General features: G+C 39.3%; 22 protein-coding genes and 4 tRNA genes. 19 read left to right on the forward strand and 7 right to left on the reverse strand.

Translation table 11 applies throughout. The features are described 5' to 3' along the window. Window positions 1-61: 61 nt before the first annotated feature. Window positions 62-649, forward strand: coding sequence for a tyrosine-type recombinase/integrase (locus VYM24_RS08090; RefSeq protein WP_234259155.1), 588 nt, complete (start codon window positions 62-64; stop codon window positions 647-649). Window positions 650-660: 11 nt separating this feature from the next. On the opposite strand, the gene VYM24_RS08095 is transcribed toward VYM24_RS08090, so the two are convergent. Together VYM24_RS08095 and VYM24_RS08100 are read right to left on the reverse strand one after the other, a co-directional pair. Then, window positions 661-2,619, reverse strand: a complete 1,959-nt coding sequence (locus tag VYM24_RS08095) for a patatin-like phospholipase family protein (RefSeq protein WP_234259154.1) — start codon at window positions 2,617-2,619, stop codon at window positions 661-663. Between the two features lie 74 nt (window positions 2,620-2,693). After that, window positions 2,694-3,167, reverse strand: a complete 474-nt coding sequence (locus tag VYM24_RS08100) for a hypothetical protein (protein ID WP_008653557.1) — start codon at window positions 3,165-3,167, stop codon at window positions 2,694-2,696. Between the two features lie 121 nt (window positions 3,168-3,288). On the opposite strand from VYM24_RS08100, the gene VYM24_RS08105 reads away from it, so the two are divergent. Continuing rightward, window positions 3,289-3,525, forward strand: coding sequence for a helix-turn-helix domain-containing protein (locus VYM24_RS08105; RefSeq protein WP_008653555.1), 237 nt, complete (start codon window positions 3,289-3,291; stop codon window positions 3,523-3,525). Window positions 3,526-3,691: 166 nt separating this feature from the next. Here the strand turns inward: VYM24_RS08105 and VYM24_RS08110 are convergent, their stop codons facing one another. Further along, complete coding sequence (locus tag VYM24_RS08110) at window positions 3,692-4,153, reverse strand: hypothetical protein (RefSeq protein ID WP_234259152.1); 462 nt, start codon at window positions 4,151-4,153, stop codon at window positions 3,692-3,694. A 723-nt stretch (window positions 4,154-4,876) separates the two neighbouring features. Here VYM24_RS08110 and VYM24_RS08115 point away from each other — a divergent pair. Further along, a complete protein-coding gene (locus VYM24_RS08115) occupies window positions 4,877-5,341 on the forward strand; it encodes a low molecular weight protein-tyrosine-phosphatase (RefSeq protein WP_330941936.1) in 465 nt (154 codons plus the stop codon). 9 nt (window positions 5,342-5,350) lie between these two features. On the opposite strand, the gene VYM24_RS08120 is transcribed toward VYM24_RS08115, so the two are convergent. Together VYM24_RS08120 and VYM24_RS08125 are read right to left on the reverse strand one after the other, a co-directional pair. Further along, on the reverse strand, window positions 5,351-6,118 hold the full coding sequence (locus VYM24_RS08120; RefSeq protein WP_291550153.1) for a hypothetical protein: 768 nt from the start codon (window positions 6,116-6,118) through the stop codon (window positions 5,351-5,353). A 5-nt stretch (window positions 6,119-6,123) separates the two neighbouring features. After that, entirely contained in the window at window positions 6,124-8,184 is a 2,061-nt protein-coding gene (locus VYM24_RS08125; protein ID WP_291550156.1) for an HD family phosphohydrolase, read from the reverse strand. Between the two features lie 97 nt (window positions 8,185-8,281). Here VYM24_RS08125 and gltX point away from each other — a divergent pair, with 97 nt between their 5' ends. Continuing rightward, window positions 8,282-9,799 (forward strand): glutamate--tRNA ligase, encoded by a 1,518-nt coding sequence (gene gltX, locus VYM24_RS08130; RefSeq protein WP_291550158.1) that lies wholly within the window; start codon window positions 8,282-8,284, stop codon window positions 9,797-9,799. Between the two features lie 10 nt (window positions 9,800-9,809). Next, window positions 9,810-11,030: a 3-deoxy-D-manno-octulosonic acid transferase gene (locus VYM24_RS08135; RefSeq protein WP_007212045.1), complete on the forward strand. Its 1,221-nt coding sequence runs from the start codon at window positions 9,810-9,812 to the stop codon at window positions 11,028-11,030. Window positions 11,031-11,106: 76 nt separating this feature from the next. On the opposite strand, the gene VYM24_RS08140 is transcribed toward VYM24_RS08135, so the two are convergent. Together VYM24_RS08140 and VYM24_RS08145 are read right to left on the reverse strand one after the other, a co-directional pair. After that, window positions 11,107-11,622: a gamma carbonic anhydrase family protein gene (locus tag VYM24_RS08140; RefSeq protein ID WP_330941937.1), complete on the reverse strand. Its 516-nt coding sequence runs from the start codon at window positions 11,620-11,622 to the stop codon at window positions 11,107-11,109. A 24-nt stretch (window positions 11,623-11,646) separates the two neighbouring features. Beyond that, window positions 11,647-13,428, reverse strand: coding sequence for an aminopeptidase P family protein (locus VYM24_RS08145; protein ID WP_291550161.1), 1,782 nt, complete (start codon window positions 13,426-13,428; stop codon window positions 11,647-11,649). A 310-nt stretch (window positions 13,429-13,738) separates the two neighbouring features. On the opposite strand from VYM24_RS08145, the gene rpsU reads away from it, so the two are divergent. From rpsU to rplL, 14 genes are all read left to right on the forward strand, one after another. Beyond that, the gene (gene rpsU / locus VYM24_RS08150; protein WP_007212050.1) at window positions 13,739-13,930 is read left to right on the forward strand and encodes a 30S ribosomal protein S21; all 192 of its coding nucleotides are present in this window, start codon (window positions 13,739-13,741) and stop codon (window positions 13,928-13,930) included. Window positions 13,931-14,001: 71 nt separating this feature from the next. Next, a complete protein-coding gene (gene xerA / locus VYM24_RS08155; protein ID WP_330941938.1) occupies window positions 14,002-14,886 on the forward strand; it encodes a site-specific tyrosine recombinase/integron integrase in 885 nt (294 codons plus the stop codon). 16 nt (window positions 14,887-14,902) lie between these two features. Beyond that, on the forward strand, window positions 14,903-15,202 hold the full coding sequence (gene hpf, locus VYM24_RS08160) for a ribosome hibernation-promoting factor, HPF/YfiA family (protein ID WP_330941939.1): 300 nt from the start codon (window positions 14,903-14,905) through the stop codon (window positions 15,200-15,202). Between the two features lie 95 nt (window positions 15,203-15,297). Next, window positions 15,298-15,371: transfer RNA gene (locus tag VYM24_RS08165), tRNA-Thr, on the forward strand. A 43-nt stretch (window positions 15,372-15,414) separates the two neighbouring features. Then, window positions 15,415-15,497, forward strand: a tRNA-Tyr gene (locus VYM24_RS08170). A gap of 17 nt (window positions 15,498-15,514) precedes the next feature. Next, window positions 15,515-15,586 (forward strand) — tRNA-Thr (locus VYM24_RS08175). Window positions 15,587-15,636: 50 nt separating this feature from the next. Further along, on the forward strand, window positions 15,637-16,821 hold the full coding sequence (gene tuf, locus VYM24_RS08180; protein WP_073314903.1) for an elongation factor Tu: 1,185 nt from the start codon (window positions 15,637-15,639) through the stop codon (window positions 16,819-16,821). A 54-nt stretch (window positions 16,822-16,875) separates the two neighbouring features. After that, window positions 16,876-16,948 (forward strand) — tRNA-Trp (locus VYM24_RS08185). 14 nt (window positions 16,949-16,962) lie between these two features. Then, window positions 16,963-17,154, forward strand: a complete 192-nt coding sequence (gene secE, locus VYM24_RS08190) for a preprotein translocase subunit SecE (RefSeq protein WP_007212054.1) — start codon at window positions 16,963-16,965, stop codon at window positions 17,152-17,154. A gap of 12 nt (window positions 17,155-17,166) precedes the next feature. Next, window positions 17,167-17,709: a transcription termination/antitermination protein NusG gene (gene nusG, locus VYM24_RS08195; protein WP_044263556.1), complete on the forward strand. Its 543-nt coding sequence runs from the start codon at window positions 17,167-17,169 to the stop codon at window positions 17,707-17,709. 57 nt (window positions 17,710-17,766) lie between these two features. Further along, on the forward strand, window positions 17,767-18,210 hold the full coding sequence (rplK, locus tag VYM24_RS08200; RefSeq protein WP_149925267.1) for a 50S ribosomal protein L11: 444 nt from the start codon (window positions 17,767-17,769) through the stop codon (window positions 18,208-18,210). Window positions 18,211-18,225: 15 nt separating this feature from the next. After that, entirely contained in the window at window positions 18,226-18,924 is a 699-nt protein-coding gene (gene rplA / locus VYM24_RS08205; RefSeq protein WP_291550168.1) for a 50S ribosomal protein L1, read from the forward strand. A gap of 15 nt (window positions 18,925-18,939) precedes the next feature. Further along, window positions 18,940-19,461 (forward strand): 50S ribosomal protein L10, encoded by a 522-nt coding sequence (gene rplJ, locus VYM24_RS08210; protein ID WP_007212058.1) that lies wholly within the window; start codon window positions 18,940-18,942, stop codon window positions 19,459-19,461. A 91-nt stretch (window positions 19,462-19,552) separates the two neighbouring features. Beyond that, window positions 19,553-19,930 (forward strand): 50S ribosomal protein L7/L12, encoded by a 378-nt coding sequence (rplL, locus tag VYM24_RS08215; RefSeq protein WP_007212059.1) that lies wholly within the window; start codon window positions 19,553-19,555, stop codon window positions 19,928-19,930. The last annotated feature ends 99 nt before the right edge of the window (window positions 19,931-20,029 follow it).

The following is a 20,029-nucleotide window of genomic DNA, read 5'->3' on the forward strand; positions in this document are numbered from 1 at the left end:
TAATAATAAAAGGGTTCGTGTTAAATTCAAAAACCATAGATTTCAATTAAAAAAGAATATTATGAGTTTAAAAAATAGCTATGTTACTTCGGATTACATGGAATGGGATTCAATGTTATCATTGGTTAGAAAGTTGTATCGTGATAAAGAATACCGTATGTCTTTGTTGATTGGCTGTGGCTCTTTCTTTGGGCTACGCATATCGGATATTCTTACTCTTACATGGTCTATGTTGTTAGATGATGAAAAGTTCGTTATTGTAGAAAAGAAAACGGGTAAAAGACGGGAAATAAAAATTAATTCAAATTTTCAAAAGCATATTGCTGACTGTTGTATGGCTTTGAATATAATAGATAAAAATGAAAAGTGCTTTATTAGTCGTAAAAAGACGGTGTATAGTACACAAAGAATCAATGTACTGTTCAAGTCAATAAAAAGCAAATATGGATTGAAGGTGGAACATTTTTCTACCCATTCAATGCGAAAAACATTCGGGCGTAAGGTTGTTGAGGCTGCTGGGGAAAACTCGGAATTTGCCCTTATCAAATTGTCGGAATTGTTTAATCATGCTGATGTAATGACTACACGGAGATATTTAGGGTTACGGACACAAGAATTGTTAGAAACCTATGATATGCTCAGTTTTTAAATCTATATTTTTTAAAATCCAAATCCGATATTAAGATAAAATCCCAGTTTGTTAGTCCTATTGGAGTAACATATAAATCCTTCTATAGGTCCCAATGGACTATCGTAACCATATCCGATGCTTGTTCCATATATTTTTTTACCTTGAAGGAAATTAGAAAACTGATTTTGATGGATAGCATAATTTCCTGATAAGGTAAGATATTGCTTTTCATGGAATTTATGTCTTATTTGGATTCGTGCATTTCCCAATAATTTCAGGGTGGATTCTGTATGGAGCAGCCCTGAAAAAGGTATTTGTTGCTCGTAATGTGGATTATATCCTTCTCCACCAATGACATTACTGTACATAAGCGGAATACCATCATTAAAAATAAATCTTCCGTATATTGTCGGTATAATAAATGTATTTAGTGCGATTGGAAATATCTTAGTGATTTGGGTAGCAAGTGATGAGTATGCAGTGCTGGTATGCAAATCGGTATATATTGTATAAGAAATATTAGTTTTCAGACCTTTAGTCGGAAAATATCTTTTGTCTAAAGTTTCATATTTCAATTTCGTGTGATAATTAAGAAATAAATTTTTTCGTTTCATCAGTGTTGCATCTTCACTTGCCAATGTCCTATAATACCGATGATAATCTAATGAAGCTCCAACTTCCATTTGAAGGTTTCTTGAAGGTGTAATAGAGTAAATTAGACTGCTAGTATTCCGTATAAAGGTTGGATTAGATATTTTGTATCCATGACTATATAAAAATATGTCATTGTAACCAATTTGATTTGAAAGTGTTATCCATTGTGGTTTGGATATGGGGAAATGATATTGGGTTCTGAGGAAAGATTGTTTTCCTCCTCTTACCGCTATTTCGGCTTTCCCGAATTTATGTTTATTCAAATTGATATTAAGCATCACTGCTGCAATATCCTCGCTATCGAATCTTAGTCCAATTCTTAGTTGATTATCATTGCTTGGAACATATTGCGGATAAAACAAGGGTAATTGGGCTTTATTATTTCTTTTATTATTTACTATGCCTATTCTATTCTTGATTGATAATAATGTATTGTAATTGGCTTTTGCGGCATTTTCTCCTCTTATAATAAGAGTGTCTATTGCGGCTTTTGTAAAACTTGCAGCATTATAGTTTTCTACATCAACTTTTACATAAGCATCTATATCCTTAGTGCTTCCGTCAAGTGATGATTGGCAAATCATTAGCATAAGCTGGTTGGCTATTCCTGCAATCGAATGCAAGTTGTCTGCATCTGATAATTCAGATTGTACATCAATACCGATAATAATATCTGCTCCCATCGCTTTAACAACATCAATTGGCAGATTATCTTTAAATCCTCCGTCAATTAAAACTTTCTGTCCTGAATATATTGGTGAAAAAACAATGGGAACAGCCATACTAGCTCGCATTGCCTCTGAAAGTTTGCCAAAGCGAATGACCTCTTTTTGGTTTCTTGCCATATCTGTGGCAATGCATGCAAAAGGAATTGGAAGGCTATCAAAATTGGTTACATTTTGATAACCTTCTGTAAGTTGATGTAATAACTGTGATATATTCTTCCCTTTTATTATGCCTCCATTCTTCTTACTATTGTTGAATGGGAATGATACAAGGTATTTGCTATCATTGGATTTAAAGGGGAAAGGAATTTTTTCGCGTGAAACTTTATCAGTAAGCAAATTTATCCAATCTGTTTGTTTTACTATTGTTTCTAATTGTTCGGATGTGTAACCTATAGAATACAATCCGCCAATAATAGCTCCGATGCTTGTTCCTGCAATATAATCAATAGGTATATTTAATTCTTCAAGAGCTTTTATTACCCCAATATGCGCAACCCCTTTAGCTCCACCACCACTTAAAACGATGCCTACCTTTTTTCGTGGTGATGTATAGGCTAAAGAGAATGGTAATATTAATAAAATAAGTGCAAGTGCAATTTTATTCATAGGAATAATGAAGCCGTATTTAATTGTTAGACTTGCGTGTAACTACTCAATTTGAAGTTGTTTTATTCTATTGATTAAATATTTATGGATGTTGGAAAGGTAACACTGCCGTTCAAAACAATACTCTTTGAACCCGATTTGCATTTATAATCCTTAAATACAAGTGTAACTTTGAAATTTTCCAAATCCCATTTTTCTATTGTAACAGTACCAGAAACGTACTCTTTTTCGGAGGTATACCATTCTTCATTATTCACTAAAGCAATCATCATTTTACAGTCTTTGGTAACGTCCTTTCCCGAAGTATGTACTTCATGAGATGTGATATTCCCTTGAATATAAAAATCAGATGTTGCATCATTTATCCAAAACTCGTATATAGAGCCTGCTATTGCTTTACCTTCGAGATTTGTAATTTTAACTGCACTTCCATTCGCTGTTAGTGTTGATGTGAACTCTGTTTTTTCATTATCATCATCGCTTGAACAGCTTGTTACGAAACTTGCCATTAATAAAATGGTCAATAAAAAAATAGCTTTCTTTTTCATTTTTCTTTTTTTAGTTAAATGCTTCTTGCTTAATTGATGGCGCAAAGATAATACACGTACATGTACGCTCAAAATATTTCTGCAATAATCTTTCCTTTACCAACTTAAATAATTAGCATATATGACTAATATAGAAGATTTTGTAATACAAAAGGTAAAGGCTATGAGGATGGAAAGAAAGTGGTCACAAGTAGAATTGGCAGACTATATGAATCTTTCTCCAAGTTTCATTGCAGATATTGAGAATCCTAAACGGAGAGCGAAATATAATCTCAATCATTTAAATGAGTTGGCTAAAGTTTTTAGTTGCTCTCCTAAAGACTTCTTGCCTGATACACCATTAAAAAATGAAAAGTAGGCATCGGCATGTTTTTCTATTTCATATTCACAAATCTTGGAAGTGAATATTGAAGTTTACTATAATATGCTGAATACTAACGTTTTGTTGTAAAAAGATGGATTTATTGAAAAAGTTACATTCACTTTTAACAGTAAATCCATCTTAATGTATATTTCAAATAATGTTATTCGCTTTCTTTGTTGAGAACTTCGATTGTTGAGATAGTCACTTCTTTACCTTCGATGGTATGTGTTGATGTGTCAACATTCGTTTTAATCTCAAGTTCTTCTGAAAGCCTATCATTAAATTCTTCAATATTATTTTCCCAAATTGTATGTTGTACATTGCTTACATTAGTGTCGCTAACATTACAGTAGTCCATGAGACGGTAGTCTCCATCAATCAAGAATATCCAATCACCTTCACAATCACAAGCTGTTGAGAACATCCAAGTTCCTGATGTATAATCTTCTTCATAGGGATAATTGTAAACTATATATTCAACTGCTCTATCAATAACATGTTGTTCAAATTCTTCAATAGAATCAAATACGGTTGAATCAGGGTACAACTCTTTAATATCAGTAACGCCATTCATTTCTACTTTTTTGCTTGCAGCCAATACGAGATTTTTCAAATTTTCCATTGTTTTTGTATTTTAAAATTAAACATTGATAACATTTTTGTTTTGTGATTGAATCTGATTGCTTGAAGAGAAACAATCTGTATTTCAATCGTTTGATGTTGCAAATGTACGGAATGATTTATTTGAAATCCAAAAATCATAATGGCTTTAACGTGAACATAATAAAATTTAAATCAAACAATATTTAATGCTTGTTTATCTTGGAGATAAAGTTTATATTTGCATCATGTTAGAAGGGGGAGTAATCTCTCTTTTGGGTAGAGGTAACACTCTAAAGTATATTTTCCGTCATGTAATCTAATCTACAAATTATAGCTTCGATATATTTTTGATACTCAATAAGTTGAACGTTTTATGTGTTGTCTGAATACAGAAGTTTTGAGGTTGATACCTTGCTGTGGTGTTAAAAATTAGGAATAAAATCTCTTATTTTTCTAAAATACTTTTTGATAGGCTATTCTTCCGCTTATCTTTGCACGATTTGTTTTGTTAAAATGTGGTCTTAGTAAGTTTGTTGTATTAACAAAAAGAGACAGATTAGGGCTGTATTGTTTGTGTTTAAAACAATCTTTAACAACGTCTCTATGGCTTTTGTCGTGTAAGTGTTTTATTCTATGTTGCAATAAGTATTTAGATAAAACCATATTTGTTGTGTCATAGAATGTAAACCATATAGTAAACTAATATTTTTAGATAGAATATAATACGCTGATTATTAATTGTATGAAAAGAATACTTTTTGTTTGCCTGGGTAATATTTGCCGTTCTTCCTCTGCGGAAGGTGTGATGAATCATTTGGTTTCAGAAGCCGGACTGGAAGACCAGTTTGTGATAGACTCTGCCGGTATTCTCTCTTATCATCGAGGAGAGTTACCTGACAGTCGGATGCGTGCTCACGCTATTCGTCGAGGTTACGAACTCACACATCGTTCGCGTCCCGTACAGACGGAAGACTTTTATAACTTCGATTTGATAATAGGGATGGATGACCGGAATATTGAAGATTTGAAAGACCGTGCGCCCTCCCCTGAAGAATGGAAGAAGATACACCGTATGACGGAATTCTGTACTCGCTTTACGCATGCTGACTACGTGCCCGATCCGTATTATGGTGGGGCGGAAGGATTTGAATATGTGCTCGACTTGCTGGAGGATGCTTGTGCCGGGCTGTTGGAACATCTGAAATAATCGGGTTCGTCAGTGCGTGATGTCTTGATAGAACCTCTTGTCTTCATTCAGGCTGCATGTTGCATCCACTCCTGCACTTTGTAGTACTTCGGCAATATCATTCAGGGTTCGGCGCGATACCCTTCCTATATAATAGAGGCGATAGTGATAGTCTTTATCCAATATCTCCATAACATGCGTAAAAGCCTGTTCGCGTGCAAAGTCAAAATTGACTTTGAGTATATCTTCGTAAGGATACTTAATTTCACGTCCTACGCTGTATATCCTAAGGCTTTCGTTATCTACTTTCAGATAACAGAAACGTGTCATTAACATGTGTATAAAGTAGATACTCAGGCCGAATGAAATGATTCCGAGAATATATGCCCACCAACTTCCGAATGCTACAGCCTGATATCCCAATATCATAAATGTGATGAAAAGCACAAAGAAATAGAACATATAGAGTGATGGGCGCTGATAGGTCGTGGTCGGAATCTCTGCGGCTGTCCGTTTTCGGGTGATATGGTTCTCAAAAGGTATATCTTGTGAAATCAGATAGCGGATAACAGATGACGGTTTTTGAAACGGATGGACATAAAAAGCTCTTTGAATACCCTGTTTCAGGCGCAATGTTAATATGCCCGCGCCATATTTATCTTTGACCTTCAGGTTGCTCTTGCGCGGAACTTCATGAAAACGTTTCATGAAACTGAAACTTTGGATGTCGTGTAGCCGGATACCTTTGCGTTGTAGCAGGCTTTCGGTACGTTTCTGGTCTTGTGCGATTGTTTTCATATCTTTTATTTTTTAAGTTCGGGGTAGCTGATGCGGGTATGATAAATTGTTTTCAGTTTCTCTTTGAACACCGATTTCACGATAGCAATGTCCTTGAATGTAATAGGACATTCTTTGAAGAAACCTTCTTCTACCTGCGAGTCTATAATCTTTTCCACTAGGTTGTTGATGCTCTCTTCTGTATATTCGGGCAGACTGCGGGATGCAGCTTCTACTGCATCCGCCATCATTAGAATGGCCGTTTCGCGGGTGAACGGATTTGGGCCGGGGTAAGTGAATAATTCCTCGTTCGGCTCTTCATCGGGATGCTCGTTCTTCCAAGAGATATAGAAGTATTTAGTCTTTCCCTTACCGTGATGGGTACTGATGAAGTCTTTTATCACTTTAGGCAAATTGTTTTTTTCCGCCAGTTTCAGTCCGTCCGTCACGTGACTGATTATCACCTGTGCACTTTGCTCGTAACTAAGATTTTTATGCGGATTGACACCTCCTGATTGGTTTTCAGTGAAGAATACTGGATTTTCCATTTTTCCGATGTCGTGGTACAAAGCTCCGGTACGCACCAACTGGCTCTTAGCTCCAATACGGTTGGCAGCTTCTGCGGCAAGATTAGCCACTTGCATGGAATGTTGGAAAGTTCCCGGAACAGTCTCTGACAAACGGCGCAGCAACGGGCTGTTGATATTAGAAAGTTCTACCAGAGTAACGTTGGAAGTAAATCCAAATGTTTTCTCCAACAAGAACAGAAGCGGATAGGTGAACAATAGAAGTACACCATTGACTATAAAGTAACTATACATACTTCCGTTTAATTTCGATAAATCGTTTTCGGTGATCAGTTCGAAAGCGAAGTAAAGAGCGGCATAGGTCAATATCACTAATAATGCCGTACGGAAGAGCTGCGAACGTTGTGACAATTCGCGCAAACTGAAAATAGCGACCAGGCCGGCAGTCAGTTGCAGCAATATAAATTCGTGTGGATAGCGTAAACAAATGGAGCAGATCAGTATAGTGACCACCTGCGTAAGGAATGCTGTGCGTGAGTCGAGGAATACGCGGATAATGATAGGCAGCATGGCATACGGAATGATATAAACATTGTATATGTTATTCGACACCATGAGTGCTGTTACTACACAATAGAACATAATCAGTGTAAATAGTAGGGATAAACTCCCCTTGCGTTCGTAATAATCCTTGCGGAATAAATCGAGGTACAGCATAAAACAGAGCATGAAAATGCTGACAAACAAGATTTGTCCGGTCAGTATCAAACGTTTTTGTCCGATAGATTCACTACGTTGTATAGACTCCTTCCTCAGACTTTCAAGGATATTGTAAGTTTCCTTATCTACGATTTCTCCCCGATCAATAATCTTCTGGCCACTTTGCACAACGCCATTGGCCCAGGCATAATTATCCAGTGCTTCCTTTTTGGCTGTTTCGGTGCGTTGCTCATCGTAAGTCAGATTCGGGTACAAATATTCGTTGAGTGAGCACTGGCGCAGGATGTAAGGAGAATAATGTGCCGTATCCGCAGTGAGCAGGTAGGCATAAGCGTCTTTTACGGAAAAAAGCTGTTCGGTCCCCCGCTGGTTGGCCAGCTTATCATCAATCACCATGATGACAGCGGTGCTGTCTTTTTGTAATTTGCTGCGTTCTTCGGTAGAAAGTATACCTGCTTTATAAATTTCGGATAACCTTTTCTCCAGATAGCGCATATAGTCAGAAGACGGAACGATGTCGCGCAAGTGACTTTGATAATCCGTTTTTAATTTGCTAAGCACGGTTTTTTCTACACTTTTATCCAACTGATAGTAAGGCTGGAAACTGGCAAGCATGCTGTCTTGTTCATGTTTTACTACGGCATCATCTTTATATATGGGGAAATTGAATGTGGCCATAAGTTGCCCATACTTCCACGGTTTGTCAATATCGAACTGATAATTAAACTTGCCGTCACGCGGTAAGAAGTATACTATGATGGCTACCGTGCCGATAAAAATGAGTGCTTTGTATAGCAAATCTCTGTAAGAAAAGCTTTTTTGGGTCTTGGATTTATTCATATCGGTTGAATTTTTTGCGAAAAGTACAAAAAAAAACATTAGTGTGGAAAAAAAGGTTTAATTTTGCCGTCTAATTATCTCATAAGTAATGCAAAATATGACAGAAAGAAGAGTCAGAGTCCGTTTTGCCCCGAGTCCTACGGGGGCTTTGCACATTGGTGGTGTGCGTACAGCATTATATAATTATCTCTTTGCTCGCCAGCATGGGGGAGACATGATTTTCCGTATTGAAGATACTGATAGTAACCGTTTTGTACCGGGTGCAGAAGAATATATCCTTGAGTCTTTCAAGTGGTTGGGCATTCCGTTTGATGAGGGTGTCAGTTTTGGTGGGGAGTATGGTCCGTACCGTCAGTCCGAACGTCGCGAAATATACAAGAAGTATGTAAAGGTATTATTGGAGAATGATAAGGCTTATATCGCTTTTGATACTCCTGAAGAACTGGATGCGAAACGTGCAGAGATAGCCAATTTCCAATATGATGCTTCTACTCGTATGCAAATGCGTAATTCATTGACACTTTCGAAAGAAGAAGTGGATGCATTGATTACTGAAGGTAAGCAGTACGTAGTTCGTTTCAAGATAGAACCCAATGAAGATGTACATGTAAATGACTTGATTCGTGGTGAGGTAATAATCAATTCTTCCATTCTGGACGATAAAGTGCTTTATAAATCAGCTGACGAACTGCCAACTTATCATCTTGCCAATATTGTAGATGACCACTTGATGGAAGTTTCCCATGTGATTCGAGGTGAGGAGTGGTTACCTTCTGCACCTCTGCATGTATTGTTGTACCGTGCTTTCGGGTGGGAAGATACAATGCCGGCTTTTGCTCATCTGCCTCTGCTGTTGAAACCGGAAGGTAACGGCAAATTGAGTAAACGTGACGGTGACCGCCTTGGTTTTCCTGTATTCCCGTTGGAATGGCATGATCCAAAAACCGGTGAAATATCTTCTGGATATCGCGAATCGGGATATTTGCCTGAAGCTGTAATTAATTTCCTGGCTTTGCTGGGTTGGAATCCGGGTAATGATCAGGAGCTGATGTCAATGGATGAGTTGATCAAATTGTTCGATTTGAGCCATTGTAGCAAGTCTGGCGCTAAATTTGATTATAAAAAAGGCATCTGGTTCAACCATGAATATATATTGTTGAAGCCTGATGAAGAAATAGCGGAACTTTTTGTTCCGGTTCTGAAAGAACATGGAGTAGAAGTTCCATTCGAGAAAGTAGTAACGGTGGTAGGCATGATGAAGAATCGTGTGAGTTTCGTGCGGGAACTTTGGGAAGCATCCAGTTTCTTCTTTGTTGCTCCAACGGAATATGATGAGAAAACCGTGAAGAAACGCTGGAAAGAAGATTCGGCCCAGTGTATGACTGAATTGATGGAAGTACTGGCAGGAATTGAAGATTTTGGCATTGAGAATCAGGAAAAGATTGTAATGGACTGGATTGCCGAAAAAGGATATCATACCGGAAACATTATGAATGCTTTCCGCCTGACATTGGTAGGCGAGGGGAAAGGCCCGCATATGTTCGACATCTCTTGGGTGCTGGGCAAAGAAGAGACACTGGCGCGTATGAAGCGCGCAATTGAAGTACTTTCTTAATTCAATAAGTATGCTTTACGACCTTGCGATAGGTATCTATGACCTTTTGGTGCATCTTGCGGCTCCATTTAGCCGCAAGCCCCGTAAAATGATGAAGGGGCATTGGGTAGTGTATGAACTTCTCAGGCAGCAATTGGAAAAAGATGTACGTTATATTTGGTTTCATGCCGCTTCCTTAGGCGAATTTGAACAGGGGCGTCCCCTGATTGAAAAAATTCGTGCCAAATATCCCGATTATGGTATATTGCTGACATTCTTTTCTCCTTCGGGATACGAGGTACGCAAAAATTATCGCGGGGCGGATGTAGTGTGCTACCTACCGTTCGACAAGCCTCGGAATGTGAAGAAATTCCTGGATATAGCCAATCCTTGCATGGCATTCTTCATTAAATATGAGTTCTGGAAGAATTATCTCGATGAATTACACAAGCGTCGTATTCCGGTGTACAGTGTGTCATCTATATTTCGGCGTGGCCAGGTATTCTTTAAGTGGTATGGTGGTACGTATCGTCATGTTCTTCGCAATTTCGACCACTTGTTTGTACAGAATGAACGTTCCAAGCGTTATTTGAGTAAGATTGGTATCAACCGTGTGACGGTGGTTGGCGATACACGTTTCGACCGGGTGTTGCAGATACGTGAGGAAGCGAAAGATTTGCCTTTGGTGAAGCTCTTTAAGAATAACACCATGACTTTTGTAGCAGGTAGTTCCTGGCAACCGGATGAGGATCTGTTTATTGAATATTTCAATAATCATCCGGAAGTGAAATTGATTATTGCTCCACATGTGATAGATGAGAACCATCTGGTAGAGATTATCCGGAAATTGAAACGCCCGTACGTTCGTTATACGCGTGCGGATGAAAAGAATGTGCTTAAAGCGGATTGTCTGATTATAGATTGTTTCGGCTTGCTTTCTTCTATTTACCGTTATGGTGAAATTGCGTATATCGGAGGTGGCTTCGGGGTTGGTATTCATAATACGTTGGAAGCAGCTGTTTATGGTATTCCTGTAATATTTGGACCTAAGTATCAGAAGTTTATGGAAGCAATTCAACTTTTAGAAGCCCAAGGTGCATTCTCTATCAAGAATTATGAAGAACTGAAAGAATTGCTGGACCGTATGTTGGCTGATGAGGTTTTCTTGCGCGAAACCGGAACGAATGCCGGATACTACGTCACTAGTAATGCTGGGGCTACGGATAAGATATTAAGTATGATTAATTTCTAGGGGATATGAAATAACAAGAACAGCGGACGGATAGATTTCTATTCGTCCGCTGTCGTATATGGAAGTTCATCTGGCTTTATTCTTTATACCAGTTAGAATACATCAGATAATTATGTGCTATCTTCTGATTCAGTTCTTTAGCCTGAGCCGGATCTACTTTTTTTATGAACTTGGCAGGTATACCGCCCCAGATGCTTCCCGGTTCAATAACTGTATTGCTTAAGACCAGTGAACCGGCGGCAACGATAGCTCCTTCGCCTATCACTGCATGGTCAAGGATTGTAGAACCCATTCCCACTAATGCATAGTCTTTGATAGTGGCTCCGTGAATAGTAACATTATGTCCTACAGAAACGTGGTCACCTATTTCAATTGTTGACTTTTCATATAATGTGTGTAGCACACTTCCGTCTTGTATATTGACTCCATTCCCGATACGGATAGAATTTACATCGCCGCGCAATACTGTGCTGAACCAGATGCTGCAATCGCGCCCCATTTTTACGTCTCCGATGATGGCTGCGTTATCAGCTAAAAAACAATTTTCGCCAAACTCGGGAGTAAAACCTCTTACTGATTTAATTAATGCCATTTTATATAGTGATTAATTTTTTGATTATAATTGACTCGTTGCTTCTTTCAACCATACCTGCTCTTCTTTGTTCAAGCCGGGCGATAATTTTTCATATACAGTCTGATGATATTGGTTAAGCCAATTGATCTCTTCTGGTGTGAGCAATTCTTTGATAATTCCCTTTTTACAAATAGGGCAAAGGGTTACTGTTTCAAATTGTAGATAGTTGCCAAACATTCCTTCTCCGGCTGGTACTACTAAAACCATGTTCTCTGTACGAATCCCATGACTTCCGGCTTTATATACTCCCGGTTCATTGGAAGTCAGCATACCTAATTGCAATGTTACCGGATTTTCATTCATACGAATACTCTGAGGTCCTTCGTGTACATTCAGAAAGTGGCCTACACCATGCCCTGTGCCATGCAGGAAGTTCATTCTTCTTTGCCATATCGGCATACGTGCCAGCACATCCAGTTGCGTACCCCGTGTACCGGCAGGGAATACAGCCATTGCCAGTGCAATGTGCCCCTTCAATATCAATGTATAATCTGTTTTTTCTTCTTCTGTCAGTTTTCCTAAAGCAATGGTACGTGTGATATCTGTTGTTCCATCCAAATATTGTGCACCTGAATCCAATAACAAAAAACCTTCCGGTTTTAGCTGGACATCTGTTTCGGGAGTGGCTTCATAATGCACGATGGCTCCATGTTCCTTGTATCCGGCAATCGTATCGAAACTTTCTCCCATATATAAATCCTGCTCCGCACGAAATTCATACAGTTTTTTATCTACGCTGATTTCAGTTTCCTTACCCGTGGGAACAGATGCTTCTAACCATTTCAGAAACTTAACTAAAGCTACTCCATCCCGTTGCATGGCAGCATGTATTCCTGCTATTTCCTGTTCGTTGCGGATGGCTTTCAATAAGGTGACCGGAGAAGCGCCATGAATGATCTTGCAATCAGGGTTGACAGCTGAATACATAGCATAATTTGTTTTAGCCGGATTAAGAAGTAGACTCTCAACACTGATTCGGCTGAGGTATGTTTCTGCTTCCTCGTAGGCGTGCAGGTTTACTCCTGTTTCTTTCATATAAGTAGCAACCTCAGCGGTTATCTTTTGAGGTTGAATAAAATAGTGAGTTTCGTTCTCTTCGATAAGTAGATAGCTGACAAGCACGGGATTGCAATGTACATCGTTTCCACGCAGATTAAGAGTCCATGCGATTTCGTCTAAAGCGGATAAGAACAATGCCTTCGCATTGCACTTTTTTAGTTCTTTTCGAATAATGGCAATCTTTTCTATGCTGCTTTTTCCTGCATATTGGGTTTCATAAATGAAAGCAGGAGCTTCCGGCATTGGCGGACGATCCGTCCATAATTTATCTAAGGGATCTGAAATGCTTTTTACTTCTATCTGGCATTTTTGCAACTCGGCTTGCATCCTTTCTACTTCTTCTGCAGAAAACATCTTTCCATCTATGCCGACAGTATCGCCAGGAGTTAGTTGTGCACTTAAAAAAGCTGAAATACTGGGTGTTTCGGGAAGCATCTCTTTATAAAGTTTTATTTCCGTGCCTTCTAATTGCTGGGCAGCCTGGAGAAAATAGCGAGAGTCGGTCCATAGTCCTGCTTGGTTTGTAGTAATAACAACGGTTCCTGCCGAACCAGTAAAGCCGGAAATCCATTCCCGGGATTTCCAGTGGGGAGCAACATATTCGCTCAGATGAGGGTCGGTACTTGGGATAATAAAGGCTTGTATGCCTTCCTGGCTGAACAATGCCCGTAGGTCTTGTAGCCGATCATTGATAGTTTGACTCATATACTATATATAATAAGGTGTAACATTCACTCTTCAAAGATACTCACTTTCTCTGAATATTTTTGTGGGTTGCTGTACTTTATCCGCCGGCATATTAGAAACTAATTTCTTGCAGTCTTGCGATTAGTTTTTAGTGCATCCCCGGTTGCTTTATCTTTTTCCTCTGGCGGAAGATGTTTGAGCTGGATAATCTTTTCTCTTTTTGCAGTTTTTTTGGCAGAAAGTTTTGTGAATAAAGAAACTATGTGTAATTTTGCCGCTCAATTTAATCGTGAGATTTTTAAACCATTAACATTTTAATAAAAAGAAAATGATTGTAGTACCTGTAAAAGAAGGCGAAAACATTGAAAAAGCGCTGAAGAAGTTTAAAAGAAAATTTGAGAAAACTGGTATCGTTAAGGAATTAAGAAGCAGACAGCAGTTTGACAAACCGTCTGTAGTTAAAAGACTTAAGAAAGAACGTGCAGTTTACGTACAACAACTTCAGCAAGTAGAAGATTAATAATTCGTAATTTCCTTTGAATTATTGAATTCTTTTCATACATTCGTTGCATGATTTAGATATGTAGCGATATGTTATTGACAGATTCTTTTCTTGACTATCTTCTGTATGAACGGAATTATGCTGAGGGTACGGTTAAGTACTATCGGAGTGATATTCTGGAATTGCAGAAATTCGGTGAAGAAATGTTGGGAGATTTAACCCCGTCGGATGTAGATGCAGACCTTGTTCGTGAATGGATTGCTTCCTTGATGGACAATGGTTGTGCTTCGAATACGATTAATCGAAAGTTAAGTTCAATTCAGGCATATTTTAAATATCTCTTGAAGAAGGGGGAAGTTGCTGTGGATCCGTTGCAAAAAATAACGCGACCGAAAAAGAAAAAGCCGCTTCCTGTTTTTTTGAGAGAAGGAGAAATGGATAAATTGCTGGATGATATAGACTTTGGTGAAGGATTTGAAGGTTGTCGTGACCACTTGATAATTGAGATGTTTTATGCTACTGGCATACGACTTTCTGAATTGATAGATTTGGATAATAAAGGTGTTGATTTTTCGGCTTCTCTGATAAAAGTGACGGGAAAGCGAAATAAACAGCGCTTGATACCTTTTGATAAGGAGTTGGAACGCTCGATGATGGATTATGTCAATGTGCGGAATGAGGTGGTTCCGGATCGTTCGGATGCTTTTTTTGTCCGGAAGAATGGAAAACGACTTGATCGCAGTATCGTAACTAGTCTTGTGAAACGGAATCTCTCGAAAGTAGTAACTGTAAAAAAAAGAAGTCCCCACGTTCTGAGGCATACCTTTGCAACGGCTATGCTGAATAATGGTGCCGATTTGGGCTCAATAAAAGAGTTTCTTGGGCATGAAAGTTTGGCGACGACCGAAATTTATACGCATACTACTTTTGAAGAACTTAAAAAAGTGTATAATCAGGCTCATCCTCGGGCCTAAAAGTAAGGAGGTAAGTATGGAAGTAAGAATTCAGTCAATTCACTTTGATGCGTCAGAGCAATTGCAGGCTTTTGTTCAGAAAAAAGCGGTAAAATTGGAAAAGTATTACGATGATATAAAGAAAGTAGAGGTGTCATTAAAGGTTGTGAAGCCGGAGACTGCAGAGAATAAAGAAGCAGGTATAAAAGTGATTGTTCCCAATGGGGAGTTTTATGCAAGCAAAATCTGCAATACGTTTGAAGAGGCGATTGATTTGAGTGTTGAAGCCTTGGAAAAACAGCTGGTTAAACACAAGGAAAAACAACGGAGCAAATAAAATTTCGCTAAAATTTTGCGGAAAAGAAATAAATGCCTAAATTTGCAGCCGTTTCGCTCACGATAGAACGTAACGGTTGCATTTTTTGAGTAATTGCCTCTTTAGCTCAGCTGGCCAGAGCACGTGATTTGTAATCTCGGGGTCGTTGGTTCGAATCCGACAAGAGGCTCAAAAAGACAATAAGGAAAAAAGAGTTCTTTATTTGAATGTAAGGGCAAATACCAGAGTGGCCAAATGGGGCAGACTGTAAATCTGCTGGCTTACGCCTTCGGTGGTTCGAATCCATCTTTGCCCACACCTCTTTTTCTCCTTGCTGTTATAGCTCAGTGGTAGAGCACTTCCTTGGTAAGGAAGAGGTCCCGGGTTCAAATCCCGGTAACAGCTCGTAAGGAAGTAAATGCTGATTATTAATCAAATAAATAACAAGTAAAGCTATGGCTAAAGAGAAATTCGAACGTAAAAAACCGCACGTAAACATCGGTACAATCGGTCACGTTGACCACGGTAAAACCACGTTGACTGCTGCTATCACTACAGTGTTGGCAAAGAAAGGTCTTTCAGAAGTTAAGTCTTTCGACCAGATCGATAATGCTCCTGAAGAAAAAGAAAGAGGTATCACTATTAATACTTCTCACGTAGAGTATGAAACTGCTAACCGTCACTATGCTCACGTAGACTGTCCGGGTCACGCCGACTACGTAAAGAACATGGTAACTGGTGCCGCTCAGATGGACGGTGCTATCATTGTAGTTGCTGCTACTGATGGTCCGATGCCTCAAACTCGTGAGCACATCTTGTTGGCTCGTCAGGTAAACGTACCGAAGCTTGTTGTATTCATGAACAAGTGCGATATGGTTGACGATGAGGAAATGTTGGAACTCGTTGAAATGGAAATGCGCGAACTGTTGGCTGCATACGAATTTGACGGTGACAATACTCCTATCATCCGTGGTTCAGCTCTTGGTGCATTGAACGGTGTGGAAAAATGGGAAGACAAGGTTATGGAACTGATGGATGCAGTTGATACTTGGATTCCGCTGCCTCCGCGTGATGTTGATAAACCGTTCTTGATGCCGGTTGAAGACGTATTCTCTATTACTGGTCGTGGTACTGTTGCTACTGGTCGTATCGAAACTGGCGTTATTCACGTAGGTGATGAAGTTGAAATCCTTGGTTTGGGTGAAGATAAGAAGTCTGTTGTAACTGGTGTTGAAATGTTCCGTAAATTGTTGGATCAGGGTGAAGCTGGTGATAACGTAGGCTTGTTGCTTCGTGGTATTGATAAGAACGAAATCAAACGTGGTATGGTTCTGTGTAAACCGGGTCAGATTAAGCCTCACTCTAAATTCAAAGCTTCTATCTATGTTTTGAAGAAAGAAGAAGGTGGCCGTCACACTCCGTTCCACAACAAATATCGTCCTCAATTCTATCTGCGTACTATGGACTGTACAGGTGAAATTACTCTTCCGGAAGGAACTGAAATGGTAATGCCTGGTGATAACGTAGAAATCAACGTAGAATTGATCTACCCGGTAGCTTTGAACGTAGGTTTGCGTTTCGCTATCCGTGAAGGTGGTCGTACGGTAGGTTCTGGTCAGATTACTGAAATTCTTGACTAATTACCAAATATTTTAATCAGTTCCCGGTTTACATCGGGAACTGATTATGTTCACACGGGAGTAGCTCAGTTGGTAGAGCACCGGTCTCCAAAACCGGGTGTCGGGAGTTCGAGCCTCTCCTCCCGTGCTAATATTTTTGAAATGAAGAAGATTGTAGCTTATTTTAAAGAAACTTACGACGAACTTGTACATAAAGTATCGTGGCCTACGTATTCTGAACTTACTAACAGTGCAGTAGTTGTTTTATATGCTTCCCTGCTTATTGCTCTGGTAGTATTTGCGATGGACTTCTGTTTCCAGAACGTAATGGAGAAAATTATTTATCCACACTAAAAACGAGGGAAAATGTCTGAGATTGAAAAAAAATGGTACGTCCTGCGTGCTATTAGCGGAAAAGAAGCTAAGGTAAGGGAATACCTTGAAGCTGATATTAAAAACAGCGACCTTGGTGATTACGTATCTCAGGTATTGATTCCTACCGAAAAGGTTTATCAGGTTCGCAATGGAAAGAAAATTGTGAAAGAGAGAAGTTATCTCCCTGGTTACGTTTTGGTGGAGGCTGCTCTGGTAGGTGAGGTCGCTCATCACTTGAGAAATACTCCTAATGTGATTGGATTCTTGGGTGGATCGGATAAACCTGTTCCTCTGAGACAATCGGAAGTGAATCGTATACTTGGTACGGTGGACGAATTGCAGGATGCCGGTGAAGAACTGAATATCCCGTATATAGTCGGTGAAACTGTGAAAGTAAATTACGGCCCGTTCAGCGGATTCAGTGGTATCATTGAAGAAGTGAACACCGAGAAGAAGAAACTTAAGGTTATGGTAAAGATATTCGGACGGAAAACTCCGCTCGAATTGGGCTTTATGCAAGTTGAAAAAGAATAATGCAGGTGTTACGCTGTGGTATTCTTTATTAATGTTTATATATAAATCAATAAAAAAATGGCTAAAGAAGTTGCTGGACTAATCAAATTACAGATTAAAGGAGGCGCGGCAAACCCATCACCTCCCGTAGGCCCCGCTTTGGGTTCTAAGGGTATTAATATCATGGAGTTTTGCAAGCAATTCAACGCCAGAACCCAGGACAAAGCAGGAAAGATCCTTCCTGTGATTATCACTTACTACGCAGATAAGTCTTTCGATTTTGTAATCAAGACTCCTCCCGTTGCTATTCAATTACTTGAAGTGGCTAAGGTAAAGAGTGGTTCTGCTGAGCCTAACCGTAAGAAAGTTGCCGAGCTTACTTGGGAACAAGTTCGTGCGATTGCTCAGGACAAGATGGTTGACTTAAACTGTTTCACTGTAGAAGCTGCCATGTCAATGGTTGCTGGTACAGCTAGAAGTATGGGTATCGCTGTAAAAGGGGAGTTCCCGGTTAATAACTAATAAACTTCAATTAGAATGGGTAAACTGACAAAAAAACAAAAGTTGGCTGCAGAAAAAATTGAAGCAGGGAAAGCATACTCACTGAAAGAAGCTGCATCTTTGGTAAAGGAAATCACTTATACCAAGTTTGATGCTTCACTGGATATCGACGTGCGTTTGGGCGTTGATCCGCGTAAGGCGAACCAGATGGTGAGAGGTGTTGTATCACTTCCTCATGGCACTGGTAAAGTTGTGCGCGTTTTGGTGCTTTGTACACCGGATGCTGAAGCTGCTGCAAAAGAAGCCGGAGCGGACTATGTTGGTCTTGACGAATATATTGAAAAGATCAAAGGTGGATGGACAGATGTGGATGTAATCATCACTATGCCTTCTATCATGGGTAAAATTGGTGCACTCGGTCGTGTGCTCGGTCCTCGCGGATTGATGCCTAACCCGAAGAGTGGTACTGTAACTATGGATGTTGCTAAAGCTGTAAGAGAAGTAAAGCAAGGTAAGATCGACTTCAAGGTTGACAAGAGTGGTATTGTTCATACTTCAATTGGTAAAGTTTCATTTAGCGTTGATCAAATTCGTGATAATGCGAAAGAATTCATCTCTACTTTGAATAAATTGAAACCGACCGCAGCCAAGGGTACATATATTAAGAGTATTTATCTTTCTAGCACAATGAGTGCAGGTATCAAGATTGACCCGAAATCAGTAGAAGAAATCTAATAAAACGGAGTAATAATGAGAAAGGAAGATAAAAGTACGATTATTGAGCAGATTGCTGCTACAGTAAAGGAATATAATCACTTCTATTTGATAGACATCACTGCAATGAACGCTGCCGCTACAAGCGCGTTGAGAAGAGAATGTTTCAAATCAGACATCAAATTGATGCTGATTAAGAATACATTGCTTCACAAAGCATTGGAGAGTCTGGAAGAAGATTATTCTCCGCTTTATAATTGCTTGAAGGGTACTACAGCTATTATGTTCTGTAATACTGCCAACTTACCAGCTAAGTTGATTAAAGCAAAAGCTAAAGACGGTATTCCCGGACTGAAAGCTGCATATGCAGAAGAAAGCTTCTATGTTGGTGCTGACCAGTTGGATGCTCTCGTTAGTATTAAGAGTAAGAATGAAGTTATTGCCGATATCGTTGCTTTGTTGCAATCACCGGCCAAGAATGTTATTTCTGCTCTCCAATCAGGTGGAAACACTCTTCACGGAGTTCTCAAAACTCTTGGTGAACGTACCGAAGCGTAAAAATGGGAAAGGTGTCACGACCTTGGGAGTAACGTCCCGAATCAATTTTTCATAAACAAATTAGTAATTAAACAATTAAAATCATACAAAAATGGCAGATTTGAAAGCTTTTGCAGAACAATTAGTTAACTTGACAGTAAAAGAAGTTAATGAACTTGCAACTATCCTTAAAGAAGAATATGGTATTGAACCTGCTGCTGCAGCTGTAGCTGTTGCTGCTGGTCCTGCAGCTGGTGGTGCTGCTGCCGCTGAAGAAAAAACTTCTTTTGATGTAGTATTGAAGAGCGCTGGATCAGCTAAACTTCAGGTTGTTAAAGCCGTGAAGGAAGCTTGTGGTCTTGGCTTGAAAGAAGCTAAGGACTTGGTAGACGGTGCTCCTAGCGTAGTAAAAGAAGGTTTGGCTAAAGACGAAGCAGAATCATTGAAGAAAACATTGGAAGAAGCTGGAGCTGAAGTTGAACTTAAATAACATTAGCCTGTAAATCAGGTAATTCGGTTAAGAACCCTTCTGAAGAGGGTTCTTAACCTTTTTGTGTATATATTTAAAATTAAGTTCTACAAATCCATT

Origin of the sequence: Bacteroides sp. MSB163, from assembly GCF_036416795.1 — a bacterium.
Taxonomy (GTDB): domain Bacteria; phylum Bacteroidota; class Bacteroidia; order Bacteroidales; family Bacteroidaceae; genus Bacteroides; species Bacteroides maternus.